The sequence below is a fragment of the Streptomyces sp. NPDC006430 genome, assembly GCF_040612395.1.
In the GTDB taxonomy this organism is placed as follows: Bacteria; Actinomycetota; Actinomycetes; order Streptomycetales; family Streptomycetaceae; genus Streptomyces.
This window is the reverse complement of the sequence record NZ_JBEXQA010000041.1, coordinates 19,019-44,511: the sequence shown is the minus strand read 5'-3', so window position 1 is coordinate 44,511 and position 25,493 is coordinate 19,019. Positions and strand designations below refer to the sequence as shown.

At 71.9% G+C, this 25,493-nt stretch carries 24 protein-coding genes; 15 read left to right on the top strand and 9 right to left on the bottom strand.

The window, feature by feature from the left end; genetic code table 11:
- Positions 1-102 precede the first annotated feature (102 nt).
- The 5 genes from ABZZ20_RS33220 to ABZZ20_RS33200 all read right to left on the bottom strand — a co-directional run bounded on the left by ABZZ20_RS33220 (position 103) and on the right by ABZZ20_RS33200 (position 5,487).
- Positions 103-1,464, bottom strand: coding sequence for a sensor histidine kinase (locus tag ABZZ20_RS33220; protein WP_356876124.1), 1,362 nt, complete (start codon positions 1,462-1,464; stop codon positions 103-105).
- A 10-nt stretch (positions 1,465-1,474) separates the two neighbouring features.
- Positions 1,475-2,686: an acyltransferase gene (locus ABZZ20_RS33215; RefSeq protein ID WP_356876122.1), complete on the bottom strand. Its 1,212-nt coding sequence runs from the start codon at positions 2,684-2,686 to the stop codon at positions 1,475-1,477.
- A complete protein-coding gene (locus ABZZ20_RS33210) occupies positions 2,679-3,668 on the bottom strand; it encodes an alpha/beta hydrolase (RefSeq protein ID WP_356876120.1) in 990 nt (329 codons plus the stop codon). Before ABZZ20_RS33210 ends, ABZZ20_RS33215 begins: the two co-directional genes overlap by 8 nt.
- A 549-nt stretch (positions 3,669-4,217) precedes the next feature.
- Complete coding sequence (locus ABZZ20_RS33205) at positions 4,218-4,775, bottom strand: MarR family winged helix-turn-helix transcriptional regulator (RefSeq protein ID WP_356876118.1); 558 nt, start codon at positions 4,773-4,775, stop codon at positions 4,218-4,220.
- A gap of 76 nt (positions 4,776-4,851) precedes the next feature.
- Entirely contained in the window at positions 4,852-5,487 is a 636-nt protein-coding gene (locus ABZZ20_RS33200) for a DJ-1/PfpI family protein (protein ID WP_356876116.1), read from the bottom strand.
- A 158-nt stretch (positions 5,488-5,645) separates the two neighbouring features.
- On the opposite strand from ABZZ20_RS33200, the gene ABZZ20_RS33195 reads away from it, so the two are divergent.
- The 4 genes from ABZZ20_RS33195 (at position 5,646) to ABZZ20_RS33180 (ending at position 11,158) form a co-directional block, all read left to right on the top strand.
- A complete protein-coding gene (locus ABZZ20_RS33195; protein WP_356876114.1) occupies positions 5,646-7,037 on the top strand; it encodes an aspartate aminotransferase family protein in 1,392 nt (463 codons plus the stop codon).
- Between the two features lie 106 nt (positions 7,038-7,143).
- The gene (locus ABZZ20_RS33190) at positions 7,144-7,824 is read left to right on the top strand and encodes a GntR family transcriptional regulator (RefSeq protein WP_356876112.1); all 681 of its coding nucleotides are present in this window, start codon (positions 7,144-7,146) and stop codon (positions 7,822-7,824) included.
- A gap of 44 nt (positions 7,825-7,868) precedes the next feature.
- A complete protein-coding gene (locus ABZZ20_RS33185) occupies positions 7,869-10,412 on the top strand; it encodes a glycosyltransferase (protein ID WP_356876110.1) in 2,544 nt (847 codons plus the stop codon).
- Between the two features lie 95 nt (positions 10,413-10,507).
- Complete coding sequence (locus tag ABZZ20_RS33180) at positions 10,508-11,158, top strand: hypothetical protein (protein ID WP_356876108.1); 651 nt, start codon at positions 10,508-10,510, stop codon at positions 11,156-11,158.
- 140 nt (positions 11,159-11,298) lie between these two features.
- Here the strand turns inward: ABZZ20_RS33180 and ABZZ20_RS33175 are convergent, their stop codons facing one another.
- On the bottom strand, positions 11,299-12,054 hold the full coding sequence (locus ABZZ20_RS33175) for an SLATT domain-containing protein (protein WP_356876106.1): 756 nt from the start codon (positions 12,052-12,054) through the stop codon (positions 11,299-11,301).
- A 255-nt stretch (positions 12,055-12,309) separates the two neighbouring features.
- On the opposite strand from ABZZ20_RS33175, the gene ABZZ20_RS33170 reads away from it, so the two are divergent.
- The 7 genes from ABZZ20_RS33170 to ABZZ20_RS33140 all read left to right on the top strand — a co-directional run bounded on the left by ABZZ20_RS33170 (position 12,310) and on the right by ABZZ20_RS33140 (position 18,416).
- Positions 12,310-12,654: a YbaB/EbfC family nucleoid-associated protein gene (locus ABZZ20_RS33170; RefSeq protein WP_356876104.1), complete on the top strand. Its 345-nt coding sequence runs from the start codon at positions 12,310-12,312 to the stop codon at positions 12,652-12,654.
- 39 nt (positions 12,655-12,693) lie between these two features.
- Complete coding sequence (gene recR / locus ABZZ20_RS33165) at positions 12,694-13,293, top strand: recombination mediator RecR (RefSeq protein ID WP_030010802.1); 600 nt, start codon at positions 12,694-12,696, stop codon at positions 13,291-13,293.
- Positions 13,286-13,942 (top strand): DUF5063 domain-containing protein, encoded by a 657-nt coding sequence (locus tag ABZZ20_RS33160; protein WP_356876102.1) that lies wholly within the window; start codon positions 13,286-13,288, stop codon positions 13,940-13,942. Before recR ends, ABZZ20_RS33160 begins: the two co-directional genes overlap by 8 nt.
- 119 nt (positions 13,943-14,061) lie before the next feature.
- The gene (locus ABZZ20_RS33155; RefSeq protein ID WP_356876100.1) at positions 14,062-15,336 is read left to right on the top strand and encodes an aspartate kinase; all 1,275 of its coding nucleotides are present in this window, start codon (positions 14,062-14,064) and stop codon (positions 15,334-15,336) included.
- Positions 15,333-16,409: an aspartate-semialdehyde dehydrogenase gene (locus ABZZ20_RS33150; RefSeq protein ID WP_356876098.1), complete on the top strand. Its 1,077-nt coding sequence runs from the start codon at positions 15,333-15,335 to the stop codon at positions 16,407-16,409. Before ABZZ20_RS33155 ends, ABZZ20_RS33150 begins: the two co-directional genes overlap by 4 nt.
- Before the next feature lie 169 nt (positions 16,410-16,578).
- Positions 16,579-17,301, top strand: a complete 723-nt coding sequence (locus ABZZ20_RS33145) for a SigE family RNA polymerase sigma factor (protein WP_356876096.1) — start codon at positions 16,579-16,581, stop codon at positions 17,299-17,301.
- Complete coding sequence (locus ABZZ20_RS33140) at positions 17,298-18,416, top strand: hypothetical protein (protein WP_356876094.1); 1,119 nt, start codon at positions 17,298-17,300, stop codon at positions 18,414-18,416. Before ABZZ20_RS33145 ends, ABZZ20_RS33140 begins: the two co-directional genes overlap by 4 nt.
- Here ABZZ20_RS33140 and ABZZ20_RS33135 read toward each other — a convergent pair.
- Both ABZZ20_RS33135 and ABZZ20_RS33130 read right to left on the bottom strand, forming a co-directional pair.
- Positions 18,388-19,263 carry an SURF1 family protein gene (locus tag ABZZ20_RS33135; RefSeq protein ID WP_356876092.1) on the bottom strand — a complete coding sequence of 292 codons (876 nt, stop codon included), beginning with the start codon at positions 19,261-19,263 and terminating at the stop codon, positions 18,388-18,390. The genes ABZZ20_RS33140 and ABZZ20_RS33135 overlap by 29 nt on opposite strands.
- 159 nt (positions 19,264-19,422) lie before the next feature.
- Positions 19,423-21,213 carry a prolyl oligopeptidase family serine peptidase gene (locus ABZZ20_RS33130; protein WP_356876090.1) on the bottom strand — a complete coding sequence of 597 codons (1,791 nt, stop codon included), beginning with the start codon at positions 21,211-21,213 and terminating at the stop codon, positions 19,423-19,425.
- Positions 21,214-21,314: 101 nt separating this feature from the next.
- Between ABZZ20_RS33130 and ABZZ20_RS33125 the strand changes: the two genes are divergently transcribed.
- The 4 genes from ABZZ20_RS33125 to ABZZ20_RS33110 all read left to right on the top strand — a co-directional run bounded on the left by ABZZ20_RS33125 (position 21,315) and on the right by ABZZ20_RS33110 (position 23,884).
- Positions 21,315-21,479, top strand: coding sequence for a hypothetical protein (locus tag ABZZ20_RS33125; protein ID WP_356876088.1), 165 nt, complete (start codon positions 21,315-21,317; stop codon positions 21,477-21,479).
- Between the two features lie 83 nt (positions 21,480-21,562).
- Positions 21,563-21,730, top strand: a complete 168-nt coding sequence (locus ABZZ20_RS33120) for a hypothetical protein (RefSeq protein WP_356876086.1) — start codon at positions 21,563-21,565, stop codon at positions 21,728-21,730.
- A gap of 68 nt (positions 21,731-21,798) precedes the next feature.
- On the top strand, positions 21,799-23,094 hold the full coding sequence (gene codA, locus ABZZ20_RS33115) for a cytosine deaminase (protein ID WP_356876084.1): 1,296 nt from the start codon (positions 21,799-21,801) through the stop codon (positions 23,092-23,094).
- 286 nt (positions 23,095-23,380) lie between these two features.
- Positions 23,381-23,884 (top strand): DUF5956 family protein, encoded by a 504-nt coding sequence (locus ABZZ20_RS33110; protein WP_356876082.1) that lies wholly within the window; start codon positions 23,381-23,383, stop codon positions 23,882-23,884.
- Between the two features lie 46 nt (positions 23,885-23,930).
- Here the strand turns inward: ABZZ20_RS33110 and ABZZ20_RS33105 are convergent, their stop codons facing one another.
- Complete coding sequence (locus ABZZ20_RS33105; RefSeq protein WP_356876080.1) at positions 23,931-25,439, bottom strand: SulP family inorganic anion transporter; 1,509 nt, start codon at positions 25,437-25,439, stop codon at positions 23,931-23,933.
- Positions 25,440-25,493 lie beyond the last annotated feature (54 nt).

Below are 25,493 nucleotides of genomic sequence, written 5' to 3'. Positions count from 1 at the left end.
TGCTACGACCCCGCCATCCACCAAGCCAACAGCAAGATCAACGCGCCCACCGACGAGCCTCTGGCGGCATAGAGGTTGACTCAGGAAACTCATGCGTCCTCTTCAGTCCTTCTTCGTCTCGGGATCCATGGGGAGCACGGCGCTCACCTCGTACCCGCCGCCGGGGCGCGGGCCGGCGGTGAGCTCGCCCCCCAGCATGCCTGCCCGCTCCCGCATCCCCAGCAGCCCGTGCCCGGCTCCCTGCGAGGGTGGCGCGGGACGGGTCGGCGCGCTGTTCGCGACGCACAGGTGCAGTTCGCGCGGGCCGTACGCGATGCCGACCTCGACCCGTGAACCGGGCGCGTGGCGAAGGCAGTTGCTCAACGCCTCCTGCACGATCCGGTACGCGGTGAGCTCGACCCCCGGGGCGAGCGGGCGCCGTGTGCCGGCTATCTCGGTGGTGACGGCCAGCCCGGCACTGCGCACGTTGTCCACGAGGCCGTCCAGTTCGGCGAGGGTGGGCTGTGGATGGTGCGGGTTCGCCGGATCGTCCGGCTGTTCGGAGCGCAGCACGCCCAGGACCCGGCGCAGTTCCGTCAGGGCCTCCAACGCGTTCTCCCGGATGCCCGCCAGGTTCTCCTTGAGCTCTGCGGAAGGGTTGTCCACCAGGTGCGGTGCGACCTGCGCCTGGATCGAGATCACCGACATGTGGTGGGCGACGACGTCGTGCAGCTCGCGGGCGATCCGGTTGCGTTCCTCCAGCAGGGTGCGCTGGGCCCGCTCCTCCTCGGTGATCGTCTCCTGTTCCACGAGCTTGCCGCGGGCCAGCCGGGTGGCCCGCAGGGCGTATCCGAGCAGGCCGACGAAGCCGTAGAGCAGGACTGCCGGCAGGACGCTGCTCTGGCTGTGCTCCGGCTTGAACAGTGCCTCCGCCAGCCCGGTGCCTGCGAGGGAGACGCCGACGACCGTGACGGTCACCCGGGGCGGCACGCGCAGGGCGACCAGCAGCAGCACGGGCGCGAGGGCGAACAGCCCGCCCGCAGTCCAGGGCCAGGTCTGTCCGGACCCGACGTGGCCGTGGATCTGCCAGGCGCTCAGCCCGCCCGCCAGCAGTCCCAGCCACCAGCCCGCGATCGGTCGGAACATCGCGAGCAGGATGGAGGCGCCGGTCACGAGCGCCGTCACCAGCGGGAGCCCGCCGGTGACGCCGTAGTGGTCGCCGAGTTGTTCCGTGGTGAGGAAGCCGAAGAACAAGGCGGCGTAGCCGACCGCCAGATGAGGGAGCCGGTTCAGCCAGCGCGGCCGGGACATCTTGGGCAGCGGGTCCCGATCCAGGGTGAGCAGGTCCCCGGCCAGGGTCCGCAGGAACTCGCCCCGGGCCGTGACGGGCCGGCCCGAGTCCGCTTTCATTGGTGGGGTGTTGACCGTGGCCGGATACCTGGCCTGGGCTACGGGCGCGGCCAGGGGTTCGCTCTGCTCGTTCACGTCGGCCAGCCTAGGCATGACTGATCTCTTCGGTCGGTTCCAGCCGGGGGAGGGCGGTGGGGCGGGGATCCGCGACCGTCCGCGTCGCTGCGCTCCGCTGCGGGCGCTCGGCCTGCTCGTAGCTGCGGAACGCGGCCCAACAGACGCTCAGCGCGGCGGCGAACGCCGGAAGCCACAGCAGCCGGGCGGCTATCCAATACGGGGAGTCGGGCACGGTGTGGAGCCCGGGAAGATCGACGGGTGCCAGGAGCCCGAGCGCGGTGACGGCCATCATCGCCGTCTGGTGCCACAAGAAGATCGTCATCGCGGACAGGTTCGCCAGCGCCACCTTCGCCCAGGCCCGTGGCCGCCGCATGGCCCGCGCCAGCGGCTCGCGGAGCAGCAAGGCCAGCCCGCACTGGGCGAGACCGAACGCGACGGCGGCCAGCGTCGGCGGGTTCAGGTTCGATATCGAGGCCCCGGGAACACCGACCATCGACGCCGGATACCCACCCCACACCACCAGCGCAGCGGCCCCGGCCGCGCCCGCGCCCACCAGGACTGCGGCCGGGGCACGCCGGGCGAACGCGCCGCGGGACCATGCGACGCCGAGGGTGTAGGGGACGAGCCAGCCGGCGGCCACATTGACCCAGCCGATCCACTCGGGCCCGCCGAGAGCGAAACGCCACAGGTCCACGCCCGCCACCACGGCCAGTGGCCACAGCGGGTTGACCCGCGCCACGAGCGGGGTCGCGGCGGTGAGCGCGGCAAAGACGAGGAGGAACCACAGGGGGGAGAGGACAAGCTTGAGCAGCGTTTGGACGGTGCTCAGTTCCGCCCCGCCGAGTAGCATCCCGCCCGCCGCGACGGTCCAGAGGGTGAGTACCGCGGCGACCGGCCGGAACAGTCGCGACAGGCGCTGCCCCACCCATATCCGGTACGACATCCCGCACTCGCGCGCCGAGGCGTATCCGCGGGCAGCGACATGGCCGCCGACCAGGAAGAACACGGCCAGCGTCTGCAACATCCAGGACACCGGTGCCAGCCACGGCATATGGGACAGCGGACTGGTGGTGCTCAGGCCGCCGTTGGCGGTACTCAGGGCGGTGACCAGCCAGTGCCCCAGCACCACGCCGAGGATGGCGAAGGCCCGCAGTGCGTCCACGGTCCGGTCCCGGTCGGCGGGTGTTCCGGCGTCGATGCGGTCCGCGAGGGAAGACCATCGGGCGCGCGGCTTACGCACGGGGGACCTCCGGGGTGATGGGCATGGCGGTGCCGAGGACGATGCGGGTCAGGCTGTCGAGGGACTCGGTGCCCGGCTTGAGGTAGTCGCTGTGCCCGCCGGGTCCGGCCCGGAAGGGTCGGGCTCCGAAGGCGGGATCCACGGGATCGGTACCGAAGCCGATTCCTCCGAGGCGGACGTGGGGGACGTGAGCGATCCAGTCGCTGCCGCCCCGACCGGCCCAGACCCGAGCGCCGGTGGGCAGGTCGGCGGCGGAGTCGGCGCCGGTGCCCGGGCTGCCGAAGAGGGCCACGTCACTGACCTTGGGGCCGGTGCCGGTTCGGGCGCAGACCACGGACCCGTAGGAGTGGCACAGGAGGGAGAGCCGGGTATCGGGCAGGGTGTCTTGCCCCAAGTGCGTGAGGAACGAGGTGAGTTCGGCGGCGGCTGCGTCCGCCCGGTCCGTGGTCAGGACCGTCGTACTGACCGTGCCGGGGGTGTCGTACCCGAGCCAGGCGACCACGGCCGAGCCTGCGTGCTCGGCTCGGAGGTGCTGCTGCAGGGCGAGCGCCCCGGTCCGGAACCTCTGGTAGGTGTCCAACGTCGTGTCGGAACCGGGTATCAGGACGGTGACCCGGTCGGCGGTCTCCAGATCGCCGAGCACCTCGACGGCCCGCCCTTTGCCGCGACCGTCGAAGGCGAGGAACTGGGCCGTTCCGTCCGCTTCCATGGCGCGGAGCTTGGCGGCTCGGCCGGTGCGGCCGGCCTCCTGGGCCATGCGGGCCGCCTCGGCGAGGTTGGCGCGGTTGGCGGCGTACTTGGCCCGGGGCGCGCTCTGTTCGGAGAAAGCGGCGGGTGCAGGAGCGGGGACATCGGGAGAGGCGGCGGCGGACACCGGCAGCACGACGGCCGCAGCGACGAGGCCCGCCAACAGGGTGCGGCGCAGACGACCGCGGGGGCGTCCGGCGCTGCGTCCTTCGGGGCGTCCTTCGGGGCGGGGCATGGCGGGTCCCTCTTCCTTCGCTCGGTCCAGAGAGGTGGGCTTTCCTTCGCGTCTTCTCTGGTGTCGAAGTTAGGAATTGAGGGGCATCGATGGCGTCACACTGGGGACCGGCCTTTCAGGGTGGCTCTCAGGTATGACAGGGGATACCTGCGAGCCACGGACCGAGCCGCACGCTTCCATGAGGCGGCATCCCCAGGGCGGTCGACCTGCGTGCCGGGGATGACCTACGGCGGCAACGGCAACGGCAACGGCAACGGAGACGCAGACGGCAACGGAGACGCAGACGGCGACGGCGATGGAGGCCGGTGCAACGACCCGCCAGGGCACGGCCCATCGTGGCGAGTTCGCGTGACTCTGCGACACGGCGGGTCAGTCGCGGGCTGCTCTGCGCTCCCACAGCCGGGTGATGACGGTCAGCGGCCCAAGTGCGGCAATGTGCGGCGGGTGTCTCACGGGCAACAAGCCTTGCTCGCGGGCTTGTTGACGTCGACGCGATCCGCGTCCGGCAGTAGGGGCGGCCGCCGCACGGGTTTCGTCCGGGCCAGCGCCTCAGAGGCCGGCCGGCGTGGCGGGGGCGAGGGGAGGTGCCGTAAGGGCGTCCAGGGCCGCCGTGAGCCGGTCGAGGACGTGGACCGTTTCCGCGAAGGCCGCCTCGCCCAGTTCTTCCGCCAAGCGGGTGGCCAGGGCGGCGTGGCCCGGGCCGATGCGGGCGATGGCGGCCCGGCCCTCCTGCGTGGGGCGCAGCAGCTTCGCCCGCCGGTGGGCCGGGTTCGGGACGTACTCCGCCAGGCCCTGGGCCGCCAGTAGGTCCGCGATGCGCTGCACGCTCTGCCGGGTGATGCCCATGACCCGGGCGATGCCCGCCACCGGCAGGGGCTGCTGAAGCACGGCGCCCAGCACCTGCCACCGGGCGGCCGTCAGCCCGGCCGGCCTGGCGAGGTCTTCCGAGATCGCGAGGAACCGGCCGTTCAGCCCGAAGACCCCGAGCGCGGTGCGGCTCAGCAGGTCCTGTCGGGCCCGCGACGACAGCTGCGCAGCGGCAGCGGCATGCGCGGGTGCGGACGCAGGTCCGAGGCCGGACGCGGGCGTGGACGTGGACGCGGGCATGGACGCGGGCATGGACGCGGGCGTGGACGTGGACGCGCGGGCGTGTGCCGGTGGCGGCGCGGGCGACGACGCGGGTTCAGGCATCTCCGCGCTCCGCCGCCGCCATCAGGACCGGGAACGCGCTCGCGTCCGAGTCGTGGAAGAGGCGGTACCAGGCGTCCAGGACGTCCGGTTTGTATACGTCCAGCCGGGCGAAGACCTCCCGGGCCAGGGCCACCGGTTCCGTCGGTCCCGCGGTGATCAGGTCGCCGTCCGTCACCGCGTCGGCCTCGACGTACCGCGCGGCGCCCGCGTAGCCCGGCTGCTGGGCCAGGTAGGAGGAAGCCGCGCTGGTGTGGGCGCGGGCGTCGAGCAGGCCCGCACGGGCCAGTCCGGCCGTGGCGCCGCAGATCGCCGCGACCGGCACCCCGGCCGCCAGGAACTCCCGGGCCTTCTCGGCGAAGGGCGCCAGTTCGTCACCGGTGTCCCAGAGCGAGGCGCCCGTGAGGATGAGGAGGGAGGAGTGCTCGGGCGAGAGGTCCGCGAGGGCGAGGTCGGGCTGGATGCGGATGCCGCCCATGGTGGTGACCGGTGACGCGGCGGCGAAGCCGACCGTACGGACCTGGTGGCCGCGTTGGGTGAGGTGGGCGGTGGTGTGGCCGGTTTCCCAGTCGGCGTAGGTGTCGTAGACCGCCAGGTGGACCGGACGTGCGGTGGGCGTGGTCGAGGTCATCGGGGCCGCCTCCTCAGGGGTATATGACAGCAGGCTGTCATATCGGCAGTGTGCTGTCCATCACCTGGCGGCGTGCAGACACACTGCCGAGACCCGGCCCCCACCCACAGACAGTCCGCCGATATCCCTTCCCACCTGCGCACTTTTAGCGTGACCGCATGACCCCTCATGTCGCCACCGGTCCGATCGGCTCGAACGGCTCGCACCTCTCGAACGGCGCGGCCGTCAAGGCTGCCGATCGTGCCCACGTCTTCCACTCCTGGTCCGCCCAGGCCCTGATCGACCCGCTCGCCGTCGCCGGGGCCGAGGGGTCGTACTTCTGGGACTACGACGGCAAGCGCTACCTCGACTTCTCCTCCCAGCTGGTCAACACCAACATCGGCCACCAGCACCCCAAGGTCGTCGCCGCCATCCAGGAGCAGGCCGGCCGGCTCTGCACCCTCGCGCCCGGCTTCGCCGTCGACGTCCGCTCCGAGGCCGCGCGCCTGATCGCCGAGCGGACCCCCGGAGACCTGGACAAGGTCTTCTTCACCAACGGCGGCGCAGAGGCCGTCGAGAACGCCGTACGGATGGCCCGGCTGCACACCGGCCGCCAGAAGGTGCTCTCCACCTACCGCTCGTACCACGGGGCCACCGCCGCCGCGATCAACCTGACCGGCGACCCGCGCCGCTGGCCCTCCGACACGGCCGCCGCCGGGGTCGTCCACTTCTGGGGCCCGTACCTCTACCGCTCGGCCTTCCACGCCACCACCGAGGCCGAGGAGTGCGAGCGCGCCCTCACCCACCTCGCCGACACCATCGCCTTCGAGGGGCCGGCGACCATCGCCGCCATCATCCTGGAGAGCGTGCCCGGCACCGCGGGGATCATGACCCCGCCGCCCGGGTACCTCGCGGGCGTGCGCGAGCTCTGCGACCGGTACGGCATCGTCTTCATCCTGGACGAGGTCATGTCCGGCTTCGGGCGGACCGGCAAGTGGTTCGCCGCCGAGAACTGGGGGGTCACCCCCGACCTGATCACCTTCGCCAAGGGCGTGAACAGCGGATACGTTCCGCTCGGCGGCGTCGCCATCTCCGCCGCCATCGCCGAGACCTTCGCCACCCGCCCCTACCCGGGCGGCCTGACGTACTCCGGTCACCCCCTGGCCTGCGCCGCCGCCGTGGCGACGATCAACACCATGGCGGAGGAGGGCGTCGTCGAGCACGCCGCCCACCTCGGCGCGCACGTGATCGGTCCGGCGCTGGCCGAGATCGCCGAGCGGCACCCGTCGGTCGGTGAGGTCCGGGGTCTGGGCACCTTCTGGGCCCTGGAACTCGTACGGGACAAGGAGACGCGCGAGCCGCTCGTCCCGTACAACGCGGCCGGGGCCGACAACGCGCCGATGGCCGAGTTCGCGGCGGCCTGCAAGGCCTCCGGCCTGTGGCCCTTCGTCAACATGAACCGGACGCACGTCGTCCCGCCCTGCACCATCACGGAGGCGGAGGCCAAGGAGGGGCTGGCCCTGCTGGACGAGGCGCTGACGGTCGCGGACCGGCACACCACGAGCGGCTGATCATCCGGAGGGACCCCCGTCCCCGCATAACGGTCCACGATCGATCGGTTTCGGCCTCGCTGCCTGGCCTATGGTGTCCGAAGTTCTACTGAGGAGACGGACCCCTATGTCAGGCAGCGGCGCTGTCACCCGCAACACACTTCGCCAGCAGATCGCGGACGCGCTGCGCGACGAGGTGCTCGCGGGACGCCTGCCACCGGGCACCGAGTTCACGGTCAAGCAGATCGCCGAGCAGTACGAGGTCTCCGCGACCCCCGTACGCGAGGCACTGGTCGACCTCGCGGCCCAGGGGCTGCTGGAATCGGTCCAGCACCGGGGCTTCCGCGTGCGCGTCTACTCCGTGGACGACTTCCGGGAGATGATCGAGGCCCGTACGCTCATAGTGGACGGGATCTTCCGGCGGCTCGTCGAGCGCGGCACCGCGCCCGGCTCCGGCGAAATGCTGGTGTCGGTGCGCCGTCGTGCCGAAGAGGCGTGCCGGGCCGCGCAGAGCGGCTCGCTCGAAGTGCTGATCGGCTACGACCTGCGCTTCTGGAGGGAGCTGAGCGGGCTGGTCGGCAACACGTACATCTCGGATTTCCTGCACCGGATCCGCGTGCAGTGCTGGGTCTTCGCCGTGCCCCACCTGAAGGCGGAGCCCCATCCGCACCAGGGGCTGTGGTCCGGCCACAACGAGCTGGTCGACGCGGTGACCTGCGCGGACGCCGACGAGGTACGGCGCCTCGTGTACGCGTACAACCAGCACAGCCTGGACTGGGCTGCGGGTCTGAAGCCGGTCGGCACGTGAGCGGCGCGAGCGCGGACCGCGCATCCCGGACCGATGCGACAGAAGTGACCGATGCGACGGACGCGACGGACGTGACCGACGCGACGGCGATGCCCACGACGCCCGCGCCGACCGCCGAACCCGCCGCCTCGGCCTGGCTCGGCGCCGTCGGGCTCTCCGTCGTCATCCCCGCCCACGACGACGAGCACCGGATCGGCGCGACGCTCCACGCCCTGCGCGAACACCTCGACGCCCGCTTCGGCACCGGCCCCGGCACCTGGGAGCTCGTCGTCGTCGACGACGGCTCCACCGATGGCACGGCCCCGGTCGTCGAGTCCGCGGCGGCCGAGGAGCCCCGGATCCGGCTGATCCGCTCCGACCGCCACCGCGGCAGGGGCGCTGCGCTGCGCGCCGGGGTGCTCGCCTGCGCCGGCCGACGGGTGCTGCTCGCCGATGCGGGCCTCACGACGCCACTGGACGAGCTGGACCGCCTTGAGCAGGCCCTCGACCAGAGCAACCAGAGCAACCAGGGCAACCAGAGCAACCAGGGCAACCAGGGCGACGGGTTCCGGGCCGAGGGGTCCGTCTGCGCGGTCCTCGGCCGGTCCGGGAACCGCCTGGTCCGCGCCCTCGGCATCCCCGGAATACCCGGTTTCCGCTCCGATACCTGTCGCTTCGCCCTGTTCGACGGCGACCGGGCGCGCGCCGCCTTCGGCGCCTCGGCCCTCGACGGCCCGGCCATCGACGCAGAGGTGCTGCGCTGGGTGCGCCGCCAGGGCTGGGACGTGGCCGAGGTGCCGGTGCGCCGCAGCCCCGAGCGGGCTGCCGGGAAGACCGCCCGCCGCCGGGTCTCGGGCGACCGCCGCCGCGCGCTCGTCGAGCTGTTCCGGCTGAACGCCGGCGGCCTCGCCGTCGCCGCCGTCTTCATCGCCCTCTCCGCGTACGTCTTCCACGGGCTGTGGGCGGACCTCGACGGCCGCTACCTGGCCGACGCGCTCCAGGACCAGAACCAGTGGGAGTGGTTCGTCGGCGTCGCCACCGACAACATCACCCACCTGCGCAATCCGCTCTTCACCACCGCCCAGGGCATGCCCGACGGGGTGAACCTGATGGCGAACGCGACGATGCTCGGCCTGACCGTCCCGTTGATCCCGGTCACGCTCCTGTTCGGCGAGACCGTCACCTTCGCCCTGGTCCTCACGCTCGGCATGGCTGCCAGCGCCTGGACCTGGTACTGGCTGATCCGCCGCCGTTTCGTGGACAGCCGCTGGGCCGCAGCCGCGGGCGGGGCGCTCGCCGCGTTCGCACCGCCGATGGTGTCGCACGCCAACGGCCACCCGAACTTCGTCGTCCTGTTCATGATCCCGCTGATCATCGACCGGGCCCTGCGCCTGTGCGAGGGGCGCAACCAGGGCCGCGGCGTGGTCCGCGACGGGGTCCTGCTCGGCCTGTTCGCGACGTACCAGATCTTCCTCGGCGAGGAGCCGCTGCTCATCGCCGCGCTCGGCATGCTGGTCTTCTCTCTCGCCTACCTGCTGGTCGACCGTAGGCGTGCGCTCCAGGCCGCGCGCCCGCTGGGCCGCGGCCTGGTCGTCGCAGCAGCCGTGTGCCTGCCGCTGCTGGCCTTCCCGCTGTACTGGCAGTTCTTCGGCCCGCAGAGCTACCACTCGGTCCTGCACGGGGACAACGCCGGGAACAGCCCGCGCGCCCTGGTCGAGTACGCCGCCCGCTCCCTCTTCGGCAATGCCGAGACGGCGGGGCGGCTCTCGCTGAACACCACCGAACAGAACGCCTTCTACGGCTGGCCCCTGCTGGCCTTCGGCGTTGCCGTGTGCGTGTGGATGTGGCGCCGTGCGGCCGTCCGCGCGCTGGCGATCACCGGCGCCGTCGCGCTGCTGCTGTCCCTCGGGCCGTGGGTGCCCGTCCCGCGGACGGACGTCGTGCTGCCGGGGCCCTGGCGGCTGATGGTCAAGCTGCCGCTGTTCGAGTCGGTCATCGAGGGGCGCGTGGCGATGGTGTGCGCGCCCGTTCTGGGCGTGCTGCTGGCCCTCGCGCTGGACCGGATCGGACGTGTGCGGACGCGCGAGCTGCGTACGCTCGGCCTGCTCGGGGTGGCGGCGGCGCTGATCCCGGTGCTCCCGCTGCCGCTGGCCGTACGGGAGCGGGCGCCGGTGCCGGCGTTCATCGCCTCGGGCTCGTGGAAGGGCTACGTCAAGGACGGCGAAGTACTGGTTCCGGTACCGCTGCCGGACCCCGGCCAGGCAGACGCGCTGCACTGGCAGGTCGAGGCGGACTTCGGCTTCCGGCTGGCCGGAGGCTACTTCAACGGCCCGTGGGGGCCCGACCGGATCGGGATCTACGGGGCCACGCCACGGCACCTCTCGAACCTCCTCAGGGACGTCCGCTACGGGGCGCAGCCGCCGGAGATCACTCCGGACTGGCGGGAGCAGGCCCGGCAGGACCTCGCGTTCTGGAAGGCGGGCGCGGTCGTGCTGCCGTTCCAGGACCGGGGTGTGGAGCTGCGGGACATGCTCAGCGAGCTGCTCGGCAGGCAGCCGGAGAAGGTGCAGGACGTGTGGGTCTGGAGGGTGGGACCGGGGCAGCCGTAGCCCTCGGTTCGCTACAGGTTCTGCGCATCCCTTCGCGGAGGGTGTTCGGCGCACTACTCTGGCCGCATCGGCGACAACGACTGATCGGAGCCCGCGTGGCCTGTGACCTGTGGCTGGTCCCCCTTGTCGACGTGCTGTGCCACAGCCCCGACAACCCCTTCGCGGAAGAGATCGCCTCGTACGACAAGGCGCTGGGTGCGGCGGGGCTGCCGTCCGTTCCCGTCTTCGCCTACATGCCGGGCCTGAGCGGGGACGTGGCGCCCGTCGCCGGCTTCGACTACGACGCCCTGCACTTCCTGAGGCGGGCGTACCTGCTCCAGATCTGCGGGCTGCCGGTAACGCCGGTGGACGAGTTGGGCGGGGACTACGAGCAGCTGCTGGAGATGTTCGAGTCGACGGCGCAGCAGTCGCATCTGGTGTGGCACTACGACCACGCCGGGGCGTACGTGCCGGTGGACTTCGCCGCCCCGTTGGCCAATGAGGAGCTGTTGGCCGGGGGCGGGCCGCTGGGGTCGGTGCAGGGGCTGTTGCGGGAGCTGATGGTGGTGGCGCCCGCGATCGGGATCGATCCGGGAAATCCGCCGGCGGCGCCGGTGGCGCCGGGGCGGGCGACGTCGTTGGAGGAGCCGGCGGGGCCGATTCCGCACGACGACAGTCCGTTTGCACGGGAGCGGCACGTCTGGTTGGGCCTGCACGCCGCGGCGACGAGGAGTCTTGGCCAAGGCTCCATGATCATTTTTAGTTGACCGCCCGTCCTGCCGGCTCCGCACTGGTACCGATCCCCTGAGTGCCCGATCCCCCGAGTACCCGGTCACCTGCGCACCGGACGCCCTGACGCCCTGACGCCCGGAATCCCCGGCCCCCACAGCCCCGCCGGCAGCAGCGGTCAGCGGGGCTGTTCCGGGGGGCGCTGGCGCGGCATGTTCGGGCGGGTGCCCGGGGGGAGCGGGAAGCGAGTCGGGGGCAGGCCCGCCTCGGCTCGGGAGGAGGGGGTGCCCAGGGACTGCATCACCAGGGGCGCCGGGCCCGAGGAGAACTCCACCATCCATTCCGCGGTCTCGGAGCGCACCAGCTCCGTCACGTCCTCCGAGAAGCGCCGCAGGACCGTCAGGCACCGCTCCGCCGCCTCGCTGGCCGTACCCTCCGTGGGCCCCAGCACCTCCCGTACGTTCTCCGAGGCCCAGTCGAACTGGAGCGTCTGGAGGCGACGCTGGACCGCCTGGGCCGTCGCCACGTCCCGCATCCAGCCCGAGGTCAGCCCGAAGAACCGATCGCAGGCCAGGCAGGCGGCGCCGAGCAGGAGGGACAGGTAGCCGTACGGCATCGCGCCCGGGCCGGACCCGCTGAGCTCCAGCAGCGGCATCGAGGCACCGGCGACCGCACCCGCCGCCGCGCCGACCCGCAGGATCCGCGCGCCCCGGCGCTTCCAGGCACGGTCGGACAGGTACCACTCCGCGGTGCGCAGCGCATCGGCCTCGACCCGCCGGTAGAGCTCGTCCAGCCGCTCGGCCGGCTCGCCCCAGTCCCCGAGGGGGAACGGTCCGCCGGTCAGATCGCCCGCCGCCATCGGTCCGCTGCCCTCCTCCCGGGGATCCCGGGGATCCCGGGGTGGCCCCTCGGGCTGCATCTCCGGCTGGCTCACCCGGCACTCCCTCTGCCTGCGCTGACGTGTGGTGGTGCGCGTGTGCGCAATGATGCGCATGCTCTTCCTACCTTCGAATGGCGGCCGATGGGCGGCGAATCCCCGGTTTTCCGCTCGCAAGGAGGTCTCCATCAGGTACGCGTGCGCCCCGTCGCTCACTCGAAAGAGTTGGTCCTCACGGCGTAGGGCGCGCCGCGCGGGGAGCACGTAGGCTCGGATTGACCAAGCGTCCCGACGTTACGGAGTGAGTGACCTGTGATTCCCGGTGGTGGCCAGCCCAACATGCAGCAGCTGCTCCAGCAGGCCCAGAAGATGCAGCAGGACCTTGCGGCGGCGCAGGAAGAGCTGGCGCACGCAGAGGTCCACGGCCAGGCCGGCGGCGGTCTGGTCAGGGCGACCGTTACCGGTTCCGGCGAACTGCGTGCGCTGGTGATCGACCCGAAGGCCGTGGACCCCGAGGACACCGAGACCCTCGCCGATCTGGTCGTCGCGGCGGTCCAGGCGGCCAACGAGAACGCCCAGGCGCTGCAGCAGGAGAAGCTGGGCCCGCTGGCCCAGGGCCTCGGCGGCGGCAGCGGCATCCCCGGCCTCCCGTTCTAGTTCTTCCACCCCCGTTCCTCCCCGAAAGAAGGCAGTCCGTTGTACGAAGGCGTGGTCCAGGACCTGATCGACGAACTGGGCAGGCTGCCCGGCGTCGGGCCCAAGAGCGCGCAGCGGATCGCCTTCCACATCCTGCAGGCGGAGCCCACCGACGTCCGACGCCTCGCGCACGCGCTGCTGGAGGTCAAGGACAAGGTCCGGTTCTGTGCGGTGTGCGGGAACGTGGCGCAGGAGGAGCGGTGCGGGATCTGCCGCGACCCCCGCCGCGACACGACGGTCATCTGTGTCGTGGAGGAGCCGAAGGACGTGGTCGCCATCGAGCGGACCCGCGAGTTCCGGGGCAAGTACCACGTCCTCGGGGGCGCGATCAGCCCGATCGAGGGCGTCGGTCCGGACGACCTGCGCATCCGCGAGCTGCTCGCCCGTCTCGCGGACGGCGAGGTGACCGAGCTGATCCTCGCCACCGACCCGAACCTGGAGGGCGAGGCGACCGCCACCTACCTCGCCCGCATGATCAAGCCCATGGGCCTGAAGGTCACCCGCCTGGCCAGCGGGCTCCCCGTCGGGGGAGATCTGGAGTACGCGGACGAGGTCACGCTCGGGCGGGCCTTTGAAGGAAGGCGACTTCTCGATGTCTGACGCAACGCTGCACGCCTTGGCTCAGGATCCGGACGACTTCGCCGTCCAGATCGCGGACCAGATCGAGTCCTTCATCGTCGCGGTCACCGAGGTGGCCAAGGGAGAGGACCCGGACAGCGCGGTGCCCTTCCTCCTCCTGGAGGTGTCCCAGCTCCTGCTGGCGGGCGGTCGGCTGGGTGCGTACCAGGACGTCCTGCCCGACGAGCGCTACGAGCCCGACCTCGGGCCGGAGCCGGATGTGGACGAGCTGCGCGAGCGGCTCGCGTACATGCTGGAGCCGGTCGACGTGTACTCCGAGGTCTTCGACCCGTACGAGCCGCGCAAGGCGCCGGTCGCGCACCGGATCTCCGACGACCTGGCCGACGTGGTGGCGGACCTGCGGCACGGCCTGGCGCACTACGGGGCGGGCCGGACGGCCGAGGCGCTGTGGTGGTGGCAGTTCTCGTACTTCTCCAACTGGGGCTCGACGGCCTCGGCCACGCTGCGCGCCCTCCAGTCGCTGGTGGCGCACGTCCGGCTGGACCAGCCGCTGGAGGCCCTGGACGGCCTGGACACCGACGAGGACCTGGCCGAGGACGACCTCGCCGAGCAGGCTGGACGGGTGATGGCCGAGGAAATCGGTGCCCGGCTCGGTCTGCCCGGGAAATAGGGAACAAATAGGGAACCCGGGCTTTGATCTGATCGTCTCATGATGTGGTACGAAGCAGTCGGATCGCGGCCGCTCGTTACACTGCACCAGCAATGAGACGGACTGAGCGAGGAGCGCACGTGGGCCTTGTCGTGCAGAAGTACGGAGGCTCCTCCGTAGCCGATGCCGAAGGCATCAAGCGCGTCGCCAAGCGGATCGTGGACGCCAAGAAGAACGGCCACCAGGTGGTCGTCGTGGTTTCCGCGATGGGCGACACGACGGACGAGCTGATCGATCTCGCCGAGCAGGTATCCCCGATGCCGGCCGGGCGCGAATTCGACATGCTGCTGACCGCCGGAGAGCGTATCGCCATGGCCCTGCTGGCCATGGCGATCAAAAACCTGGGCCACGAGGCCCAGTCGTTCACCGGTAGCCAGGCAGGCGTCATCACCGACTCGGTCCACAACAAAGCGCGCATCATCGATGTCACGCCGGGCCGTATCCGCACTGCGCTGGACGAGGGCAACATCGCCATCGTCGCCGGCTTCCAGGGCGTGTCGGCGGACAGCAAGGACATCACCACCCTCGGTCGGGGCGGCTCGGACACGACTGCCGTCGCCCTCGCCGCGGCGCTGGACGCCGAGGTCTGCGAGATCTACACCGACGTCGACGGCGTCTTCACCGCGGACCCCCGCGTCGTGAAGAAGGCGAAGAAGATCGACTGGATCTCCTCCGAGGACATGCTGGAGCTCGCCGCCTCCGGTTCCAAGGTGCTGCTGCACCGCTGTGTCGAGTACGCACGCCGATACAACATCCCGATCCACGTCCGCTCGTCCTTCTCGGGACTGCCGGGCACCTGGGTCAGCAACGAGAATCCGCAAGGGGACGAGCAGGTGGAGCACGCCATCATCTCCGGAGTCGCTCACGACGTCTCCGAAGCCAAGATCACGGTCGTCGGCGTCCCGGACAAGCCGGGCGAGGCCGCGGCGATCTTCCGGGCCATCGCGGACGCCGAGATCAACATCGACATGATCGTGCAGAACGTGTCCGCCGCCGCCACGGGCCTGACGGACATCTCCTTCACCCTCCCCAAGACCGAGGGCCACAAGGCCATCGACGCCTTGGAGAAGGCGAAGGGCGTGATCGGCTTCGACTCCCTGCGCTACGACGACCAGATCGGCAAGATCTCCCTGGTCGGCGCCGGCATGAAGACGAACCCGGGCGTCACCGCCTCCTTCTTCCAGGCGCTGTCCGACGCGGGCGTCAACATCGAGCTGATCTCGACCTCCGAGATCCGCATCTCGGTCGTGACCCGCCAGGACGACGTCAACGAGGCCGTCCGCGCCGTGCACACGGCCTTCGGCCTCGACTCCGACAGCGACGAGGCCGTCGTCTACGGAGGCACCGGACGATGACCGAGACCCGGTCGACCCCGGCACCGGCGCTCGCCGTGGTCGGGGCGACCGGAGCAGTCGGCTCCGTAGTGCTCCAGATCCTGTCCCAGCGGGCGGACGTCTGGGGCGACATACGTTTGATCGCCTCCACCCGCTCGGCCGGCCGCATGCTGGCCGTGCGCGGGCGGGAGAGCGAGGTGCTCGCCCTCACCGAGGACGCCTTCGACGGCTTCGGCACGGGCGACGTGGTGCTGTTCCTGACCCCGGCCGAGATCTCGGCCCGCTGGGCGCCCGTCGTCGTCGCGCGCGGAGCCGTCGTCGTCGATCAGTCCGCGGCCTTCCGGGAGGACCCCGAGGTGCCGTTGGTGGTGCCCGAGGTCAACGCGCAGGCCGTACGGAACCGCCCGCGCGGGATCGTCGCGAGCCCGGACTGCGTCACCGCGGCGATGATCGCGGCCCTGGGCGCACTGCACGCCGAGTACGCGCTGGCCGACCTCACCGTGTCCTCGTACCAGGCCGCGAGCGCCGTCGGCCGGGTCGGCTCCGAGACGCTGCGCCGCCAACTGTCGGCCGTGGCCGGTACCTCCCTGGGGGAGCAGACCGGGGACGTGCGCCGCGCCGTGGGCGAGGACACCGGCCCCTTCGCCGCCCCCCTCGCCCTGAACGTGGTGCCGTGGTCCGGCGAGCTCCGCGAGGGCGGCTGGTCCTCGCACGAGCTGGCCGTACGCGCACAGACGCGCCGGGTCCTGCACCTGGAAGCGCTCCCGGTGGCGGTCACCTGCGTACAGGTGCCGGTACTGACCGGGCATTCGCTGAGCGTGCGGGCCCGGTTCGAGACCGAGGTGAGAGCCGTGCGCGCCCGGGAGGTCCTGGAGGCCGCGCCCGGCGTGGTCGTGGTGGACGACCCGGCGACCGGGGAGTTCCCGACTCCGGTGGACGCCGCGGGGACGGATCCGGCCTGGGTGGGGCGGCTGCGGGCCTCGCTCGACGATCCGCGCTCCCTGGAGTTCTTCGTGTGCGCCGACAACCTCCGCAACGGATCCGCCCTGAACGCCACGCAGATCGCGGAACTGATCGCAGGTGAATTCGCGTAATTCACTTTGTAGGATCAGTGCTGATCCCTTGATCAAGGTGATGGCCTGACTGCCGCCTGGACGGGCGGGGCAATCAGGAAGAGCGGGTACGCATGAGGGCAATGGGGATATTGCTGGTGAAGCTGCCTCGTGCGTACAACCCTGGTGGGGGGATGCGTGTCCAACGGGCGTGGCAGAGGGACTTCTCGACTTCACCGTCGTACCGGCGCGCAGCGCGATCGGTGCGCCGCGTCGGCCTTCCCGCTCGGCCAGCGGCTTCCCGGTGATCGTTCCCGTCCCTCCGGCCGCGTCGGCCGGCGTACCGACCCGGGGCGGTCGCATGCCCGCGCCCCGCGATAGCGCGGAGGCCGCAGGGAGCCGGGAGGAGGCGTCCGCCGTCGAGGCGACTGTCGTCGCCGGCACCACGGTCGACCACCTCACCGAGACCTACCAGGCCCACTACCGCTCACTGCTCGGCCTGGCCGCGCTGCTCCTCGACGACACCGCCTCCTGCGAGGACGTGGTCCAAGAGGCCTTCATCCGCGTCCACTCGGCCCGGAGCCGGGTGCGCGATCGGGACAAGACACTGGCGTATCTGCGCCAGACCGTCGTCAACCTCTCGCGCTCCGCGCTGCGCCGCCGCATCCTCGGCCTCAAGCTGCTCTCGAAGCCGATGCCGGACATGGCCAGCGCCGAGGAGGGCGCGTACGACCAGCTGGAACGGGACGATCTCATCAAGGCGATGCGCGGACTTCAGCGGCGTCAGCGCGAGGTGTTGGTGCTGCGGTACTTCGCGGACATGACCGAAGCCCAGGTCGCCGAGACGCTCGGCGTCTCGCTCGGCTCGGTGAAGGCGTACGGATCGCGGGGCATTGCCGCGCTGCGGGTGGCGATGGAGGCTGCGCAGTCATGATGGACGACCACACTCAGCCGGGCGGGGCGGGCGAGGAGCAGGCGCTGCGGAGCCTGCTCCGCGGAGCCGTCGAGGGCCTGGAGCCCTCCCAGGGCGCGCTGGAGCGGCTGCGGTACGCCGTCCCCGTACGCCGGACCCGTAAGCGGCAGGCCATCGTCGGGGCCGCGGCAGCTGCGCTGCTGGCCGGTACGGCCGTCCCGGCGGCCCTGCACCTGCACATCACCGGCGCCGAGGGCGGCTCCGCCGACCACTCCGCCATGGCCGGTCACGGCGAGGCGCCCGGCGCCACGGCGGGCGGCAGCGCCTCCCATCCGCACCAGAACGGTGCGGGCACGGCGCCCAAGGCCTCCAAGTCCGCCGGCAACGGGACGGAGACGGGCGGAGCCGGCGTGCAGCCGGACCCGCAGGCCGGCGGATCCCAGAGCGGCGGCGGGACGGCCGGCCCGTCCTCGGCGGGCGCTTCGGCGGGCGCCTCGGTGGGTGCCTCGGCAGGCACGGGCCCGCTGCCCCCGGCGACGGCGCCCGGCGTGCCCGGGTGCAGCGCGGAACAGCTCGGCGTGCAGGGCAGTGCCCGTGCCCCGGAGGCCGACGGCAAGGTGTACGGCCGTTTCAAGGTCACCAACGTCTCGGCGCGCGGCTGCACCGTGGTCGGCCCGGACACCGTGACCGCGGCCTCGGTGACGGCCTCCGTGCCCGGTCAGGCCTCCGGGGTCACCGTGGTCGGCCACACGGCGGGAGACCCGGCGGCCGGGCTGCCCGACCCGTCGGCGGAGGCGCCGCTGCTGCTGCTCCAGCCGTACACGGCGTACGAGGTCCGCTTCGCGTGGGTGCCCTCGGCGCAGTCCTGCCCGGCGGCCTCGCCCGACTCGGGGACCAAGCCCCCGTCGGGCGACTCGCCGAGCCCGGTGCAGCGCTCGGCAGGCGACGGGTCGGCGGTGGCGGGCACGGAGCCGAACACCGGCGGCACGGCCCCGGACACGACCGGGGTGGCGGTGACCCACACGCCGAACACGGCGCTGCCGGGTGCGCCGACCACGCAGACCACCATCCCCGCGGCCTGCGGGGGGACGGTCTACCGGACGGGCGTCATTCCGCTGGACGCGCCGAACCCGTAGCGGCTGCCGAACTCGTTGCCGGCGGTCCCGTTGTTGCCGCCGTAGCCGTAGCCGTAGCCGTAGCCGTAGCCGTAGCCGGTTCCTCGGCCGTCGGTTCCGGGAGCAGGCCGGCCTCGGCGTCGCGCAGGGTCTCCACCTCGCGGCGGTAGAGCCGGAACCACATGAACAGCACGAAGGCGGCGAAGACGAACCACTCGCCGGTGTAGCCGAGGTTCTGGAAGGCCTTCAGGTCGAGCCCGGTGTTGTTCGGTGCCTGGGCGGGCACCGGAGTCATCCCGTCCGACGGGGTCTGCACCGTCAGCCAGGCGTCGTACAGCTCGTACGGCACGAGGTTGACCAGTGAGGCGGCTCCGATCACCCCGAGCTGCCCGGCCGGCAGGCCGCCCTCGGCGTGCACGCCCTTGGTGGTGGAGTTCTCGGAGGCCTGGAGTGCCCCGGTGACCTCGACCCGCCCGGTCGGCGCGGCGGGTGCCCCGGCCGCGTCCGCGGCGCCCGGCAGCCAGCCCCGGACCACGGGAATCGTCTTGCCGGAGTCGGTCTTCAGCAGGGTCAGGACGTAGAAGCCGGACTTCCCGTCGAGCCGCCGGTCGGGGACCAGGAGTTGGTCGGCGTACTCCCCGGAGGCGGACGCGAGGCGTCCGGAGGTCCTCTTGTCGACGGGGAGCAGGGACTCCAGCGGCGCTGCGGGCTCGGCCCCGGGACGCTCGGAGGTCGCCTCCTGGTGGGTGGCGACGCGGTCCTCGAACCGGCCGAGCTGCCAGGTGCCCATGAACAGGCAGAAGGGAACCGCGAGCGCGACGAAGACGTTGATCCCCCACCAGCGCGGGGTCAGGAGAAACCGGTGCACCCCACCACCGTACGGGGAGTGCACCGGATCTTCGGGGCCGGGGCGGGCGGGACCGGTACCCGGCTGCGGCCGGGGCGGCCGGGGCGGCAGCGGCCGGGCGTTGCGGCAGCCGTCGCGGCACGCCCTGCGGCAGGTCCCACCGCACTGTTGCGGCAGGCCCTACGGCAGGTGCTTCTGCACGAATTCGAGCTCCATCCGGACCTGCTTGATCCGCTCCTCCACGACGAGCGAGCCGTGACCGGCGTCGTAGCGGTACACCTCGTGCACCGCCCCGCGCGCCGCCAGCCGCTCGACGTAGTTGTCGATCTGCCGGATCGGGCAGCGCGGGTCGTTGACGCCCGCCGCGATGTGGACGGGGGCCTTCACCGCGTCGACGTACGTGAGGGGCGAGGAGGCCTCGAAGCGGTCCGGTACCTCCTCCGGCGTGCCGCCGAAGAGGGTGCGGTCCAGGGACTTCAGCGCTTCCATCTCGTCGTGGTACGCCGCGACATAGTCGGCGACCGGCACGGCGGCCAGCCCCACGGCCCAGGCGTCGGGCTGCGTGCCGAGGCCCAGCAGGGTCAGGTAGCCGCCCCAGGAGCCGCCCGAGAGCACCAGCCGCGCCGGATCGGCGAGACCCGAGGCCACCGCCCACTCCCGGACGGCCGCGATGTCTTCCAACTCGATCAGGCCGACCCGGTGCTTGAGGGCGTCGGTCCACGCGCGGCCGTAGCCCGTCGAGCCCCGGTAGTTGACCCGGACGACGGCGAAGCCGTGGTCCAGCCAGGCCGCCGGGGTCGCCGCGAAGGAGTCGCTGTCGTGCCAGGTCGGGCCGCCATGCACCTCGAAGACGGTCGGGAAGGGCCCGTCGCCGTGGCCCGCGGGCCGCTGGGCGAGCGCGTGGATCCGCCCACCGGGTCCGTCCACCCACACGTCCTCCACCGGCACCGAGCCGGGCGGCCGGAAGCCGGGGGGATCGAGGACGACCCCGCCCGCGGTGGACCGTACGGACGAGGGCTCGGCCGCGGAGGACCACTGGTACTCCACCGTCCCGTCGGGCCGGGCCGTCGCACCCGAGACGGTGCCGGGCGGCGTGTTGACCCGTACGAGCTCCCGCGCGGCCAGGTCGTAGCGCCAGAGCTCGCTGCGCGCCTCGAAGCCGTGCTCGATCAGCAAGGCGGAGCCGTCCGGGTACCACTCGGCGCCCACATCGCCCGGCAGGTCGATCGCCAGATCCTCCTGGGCGCCGGTGGCCACGTCCCACACCATCGGCTCCCAGCGGCCGCGCCGCTGGTGGCCGACCAGCAGCCGGGTGTCACCGGCGACCGGGGCGAAGCCGAGCACCTCCAGGCCCAGCTCCACGGAGCCGCCCTCGGAGTCGTCGAGCTCGGCGACGGTGGCGCCGTCGAGGGTGACCACGCGCAGCGCCGAGTGCATGGCGTCGCCGTGCTCGGTGTGCTCGATCGCGATCAGGGTCCCGTCGTGGGACAGGTCGCCGACGCCTGCCGACTCCCGGTGCCGGTAGATCACCACGGGCTCCGTGCCGTCCGGCCGGACCACGTGGACGGTCGAGCCTTCCTCGTCGGTGGACCGGCCCACGACCGCCGTCCCGTCACGGCCGATGGCCAGCCCTGCGGGGTACGAGGGCAGGAGACCGGGGGTGGCCGGCTCGTCCGGGCCGCCCGTGAACGGCTGGCGCACCCAGGTGCCGAACTCGTCGCCGTCGGTGTCGGAGAACCACCAGATCCACTCGCCGTCGGGGGAGAGGGTTCCGTCGGTGGTCCCGTTGGGGCGGTCGGTGGCCTGCCGCTGCGTGCCGGTGGCGCGGTCCCAGGCGTAGAGCTCGTACGTACCGGTCGCGTTCGAGACGAAGAGCGAGCGGTCGGGGGCGTCCTCGGCCCAGTCGGGCAGCCCTACGCGCGGCGCACGGAAACGCTTCTCCCAGTCGGGCACGGCCGTGTTGTCAGTCATACCCCTATGTAACCCGATTGGCGCTGTCGGATGGTCGTGAAGAGCGGGAGGGGGCAGCGTGGGCGGGGTCCCACCCAGCCGTTTTCCCGTGAGGAGTGATCATGGCGAACCCGCGCAAGGAGCCGTCCCAGGAGAACCGTCGGTCGTCGGAGTCCCGTACCCCGCAGAAACCGGCACAGCTGGTCGAGGACGTCCGACAGGCCCAGATGGAGGCCATGAAGGAGGACCGGATGCGCGAGCAGCAGCGCAGGGGCGGGCGCCGCTGACGCCCGCTCTGGATGCCACCTCCTTCGAACCGAGGGAAAGTGGAGGGCGTACGCCCTCCGGAGCGCCCCGAGGAGGATCGATCATGGCCAAGAAGGCTCGCACCGGTACGTCACAAGCCGCAGAGCGCGAACACGAGCGGGCGAAGAACACGGCGGCCGAGGCGCGCTCCAAGGCCGCGGTCAGAGATATGCAATCGGTGTCCGCGAAGACGCGAGGCATGCAGCAGAAGGCCCAGGCCAAGCGCGGCTGAAGCGTCGTTGCACCGGTCCGGCCTGTGGTTTCCACGGAAACCACAGGCCGCGGTCGTACGCTGACCGCATGCGGATGATCGTCCGGGGCGCCCGGCTGCTGCACACCGAGGGCCTCTGCGACGTCGAGGTGGCCGAGGACGGTTGCATCGCGCGCGTGGTCCCGTACGACGACCAGAAGGAGCCGCCGGCCACCGGCGTGCTGATCGAGGCCCACGGCGGGCTGCTGTCGGCCCCCTTCGTCGAGCCGCACATCCACCTCGACACGGCTCTGACCGCCGGGGAGCCGCGCCCGAACGCCTCCGGGACGCTCTGGGAGGGCATCGCCTGCTGGAGCGAGCGCAAACGGACCCTGACCCGTGAGGACGTGATCGCGCGGGCCACGGAGGTGCTGCGCTGGCAAGCGGCCCAGGGCGTGCTGCACGTGCGGACGCACTGCGACGTCACCGACCCCGCGCTGACCGCGCTCGACGCGCTGCTGGAGGTCCGCGACCGGGTCCGGGACTTCATGACCCTCCAGATCGTCGCCTTCCCGCAGGAGGGCATCGTCTCCTTCCCCGACGGGGAGGCGCTGCTGCGCGAGGCGGTCGCGCGCGGAGCGGACGTGGTCGGTGCGATCCCGCACTTCGAGGACACCCGCGAGGACGGGGTCGCATCCCTGGGGATCGCCTTCGCCCTGGCCGAGGAACACGGGCTGCGCGTGGACGCCCACTGCGACGAGATCGACGACGAACAGTCCCGGTTCGTGGAGGTGCTGGCCGCGCTGGCGCTGCGCTCGGGGCTGCGGGAGCGGGCGACGGCCTCGCACACGACGGCGATGGGCTCCTACGGCGGTGCCTACAGCTTCAAACTCCAGCGGCTGTTGACGCGTTCCGGGATCAACCTGGTCTCCAACCCCTTCGCCAACCTCAACCTCCAGGGCCGTTTCGACGCCTACCCGAAGCGGCGCGGCCTGACCCAGGTCAAGGAGATGCTGGCGGCGGGGGTCAACGTGGCCTTCGGCCACGACGACGTGATGGACCCGTGGAACGCGCTGGGCACCGCCAATCCGCTCCAGACCGCCCTGGTCGGGCTGTACGCGGCCCAGCTCACCGGCGCGGAGGAAATCCCGCTGGCCTTCTCGATGGTGACGGACCGTGCGGCACGGGTGCTGGGCCTTTCGGCCGAGGAGTACGGCATCGCCGAGGGCGCGCCCGCCTCGTTCGTGCTGTTGCCGGCCGAGAGCGCCGGCGAGGCGATCCGCCGCCAGGTCCGGCCGCGGTACGTGGTCGTGCACGGCACGGTCCTCGCCGAGACCCCGCCGGCGCCGACCAGGCTGAACTGGCCCGGGGGGCCGCCGGTGCAGGTGGACTTCAGCCGGTCGTGAGCCCGAGCCCGCCCGGAGCCCGAGTCCGCCCGGAGCCCGAGCCCGTCCGGAGCCCGAGCCCGCCCGGCCCCGACACCGCACCGGGGCGTTCAGAGACCGCGCTCGATCATCCCGATCAGGTCCTGGCCCGCCTGGTGGGCCTGCTCGGGGGTGACCCCGCGCAGCGGCCCGTCGATCATCGCGCTGACCCCGGTGCCGGCGCAGTCCGTCGCCTGGGGCGCGGCGGCAAGCGCTCCCCCGCCGCGTCGCCCCGCTGGGCGGTCCGCCCCGGCGATAGCCTGCGCGCATGTCGTGGGACGAGGACGGAACTCCACACCCGCTCGCACTGCGCCGGACCGGCCGCAGCGAGCAGGAACCGGACCGGCTGCCCGAGGTCCGGGAACTGGAGGTGCTCGGCTGGGAGCCCGCGCCCGACGACGAAATGTGGGTGTTCCTCCCGTACGTATGGCCCCCGGCGGACCGGACCTGGATCCCGGACCGGTCCACGCACTGGGCGGTGGAGACCAGGCTGGACGGCCACGGTCACATCACCGAGGTGGAGGCCGCCCCGCTCGCGGAGTCGGACCTGCACGATCTCGACTGGGAGGCCGAGGAGGTGCTCACGAGCCTCGGCCTCCCGCCCCGGCCGCTGGGCCGCCTCTGGCTGCTGCGCCCGCCCGGCGCCTTCCACACGCTCGGAGCGGTCCTCGACCACCTCCGCACCGTGGCGACCGAGCGCGGCGTGGAGCCCCGGGCCTCGGCCGCCTTCCTGGCGCTGGTCCGCACCGAACTCGATGCCCTGGCCGACTAGGCGGGTCCGGGCGGGTCCGTGTCGGGCTCAGGGACGTGGCCGGGGGTCACTCCTGGCCGGCGGAGAGGGTTCCGCTGAGCGTTCCGTGCAGGCGGGCGCTGGGTCCGCTCAGTCCGGTGATCTCCACGGTCTTGCCCCGCTGGGCGTACCGGTGCTCGATCGCGTCGAGGGCGGCGACGGACGAGGCGTCCCAGACGTGGGCGGCGGACAGGTCGATGACGACTTCGTCCGGGTCCCCGGCGTAGTCGAAGCGCCCCACGAGTTCGTTGGACGAGGCGAAGAACAGCTGGCCGCTGACCGTGTAGATGACCTGTCCGCCGTCAGGGTCGGTGACCGCGGTGACGTCGGCGAGGCGGGCGACGCGCTTCGCGAAGATGACCATGGCGGTGACGGACCCGGCGACGACGCCGACCGCGAGGTTGTGGGTGGTCACCACGCACACCACGGTCGTGACCATCACCGTGGTCTCACCCGCCGGCATGCGCCGTAGCGTCTTCGGCGTAATGGAGTGCCAGTCGAAGGTCGCGCAGCAGACCATCACCATGACGGCGACCAGGGCAGCCATCGGGATCTCGGAGACCACCGGCCCGAAGGCGATGCACAGCACCATCAGGAACACGCCGGCGAGGAAGGTCGACAGCCGGGTACGGGCCCCGGAGACCTTCACGTTGACCATGGTCTGGCCGATCATTGCGCAGCCACCCATGCCACCGAGGAACCCGGTGACGACGTTCGCGACGCCCTGCCCGATCGCCTCACGGGTCTTGGAGGAACGGGTGTCGGTGATCTCGTCGACCAGCTGGGCGGTCATCAGCGACTCCATCAGCCCGACGAGCGCCATGGCGAAGGCGTACGGGGCGATCGTGGCCAGCGTGCCGGCGGTGAACGGCACGTCGGGCAGTCCCGGCATCGGCAGCGCCGACGGCAGCACCCCCTTGTCCCCGACGGTCGGTACGGCGATCCCCGCGGCCACGGTGAGGGAGGTCAGGATCACGATCGACACCAGCGGAGCCGGCACCGCCGTCGTGACCTTCGGGAAGAACACCATCAGCGCCAGCCCGATCGCCAGCAGCGGGTACACCGCCCACGGCACGTTCCGCAGCTCGGGCACCTGCGCCATGAAGACCAGGATGGCCAGCGAGTTGACGAACCCGACCATGACCGACCGCGGGATGAACCGCATCAGCTTCCCGATGCCGAGTGCGCCCAGCACGACCTGGAACACGCCGGCCAGGATGACCGCCGCCACCAGGTGGCCGAAGCCGTGCTCCCGGTTGAGCGGGGCGATGACCAGGGCCACCGCCCCCGTCGCCGCGGAGATCATCGCGGGCCGCCCGCCCACGACGGCGATCGTGACGGCCATCGTGAAGGAGGCGAAGAGCCCGATCGCCGGGTCCACCCCGGCGATGATCGAGAACGATATGGCCTCCGGGATGAGCGCGAGTGCGACCACCAGCCCGGCCAGCACCTCGATGCGCAGCACCTTCGGCGAAAGCCACGACGGACGGCGGACCCCGCGCAGTCGCGCGGACGGGGACACAGCGGAAGCAGACACGAAGGAGCAGACCTCTGGCTCGGGCACATCGGGAACGACGCAGAAAAGGCCTGA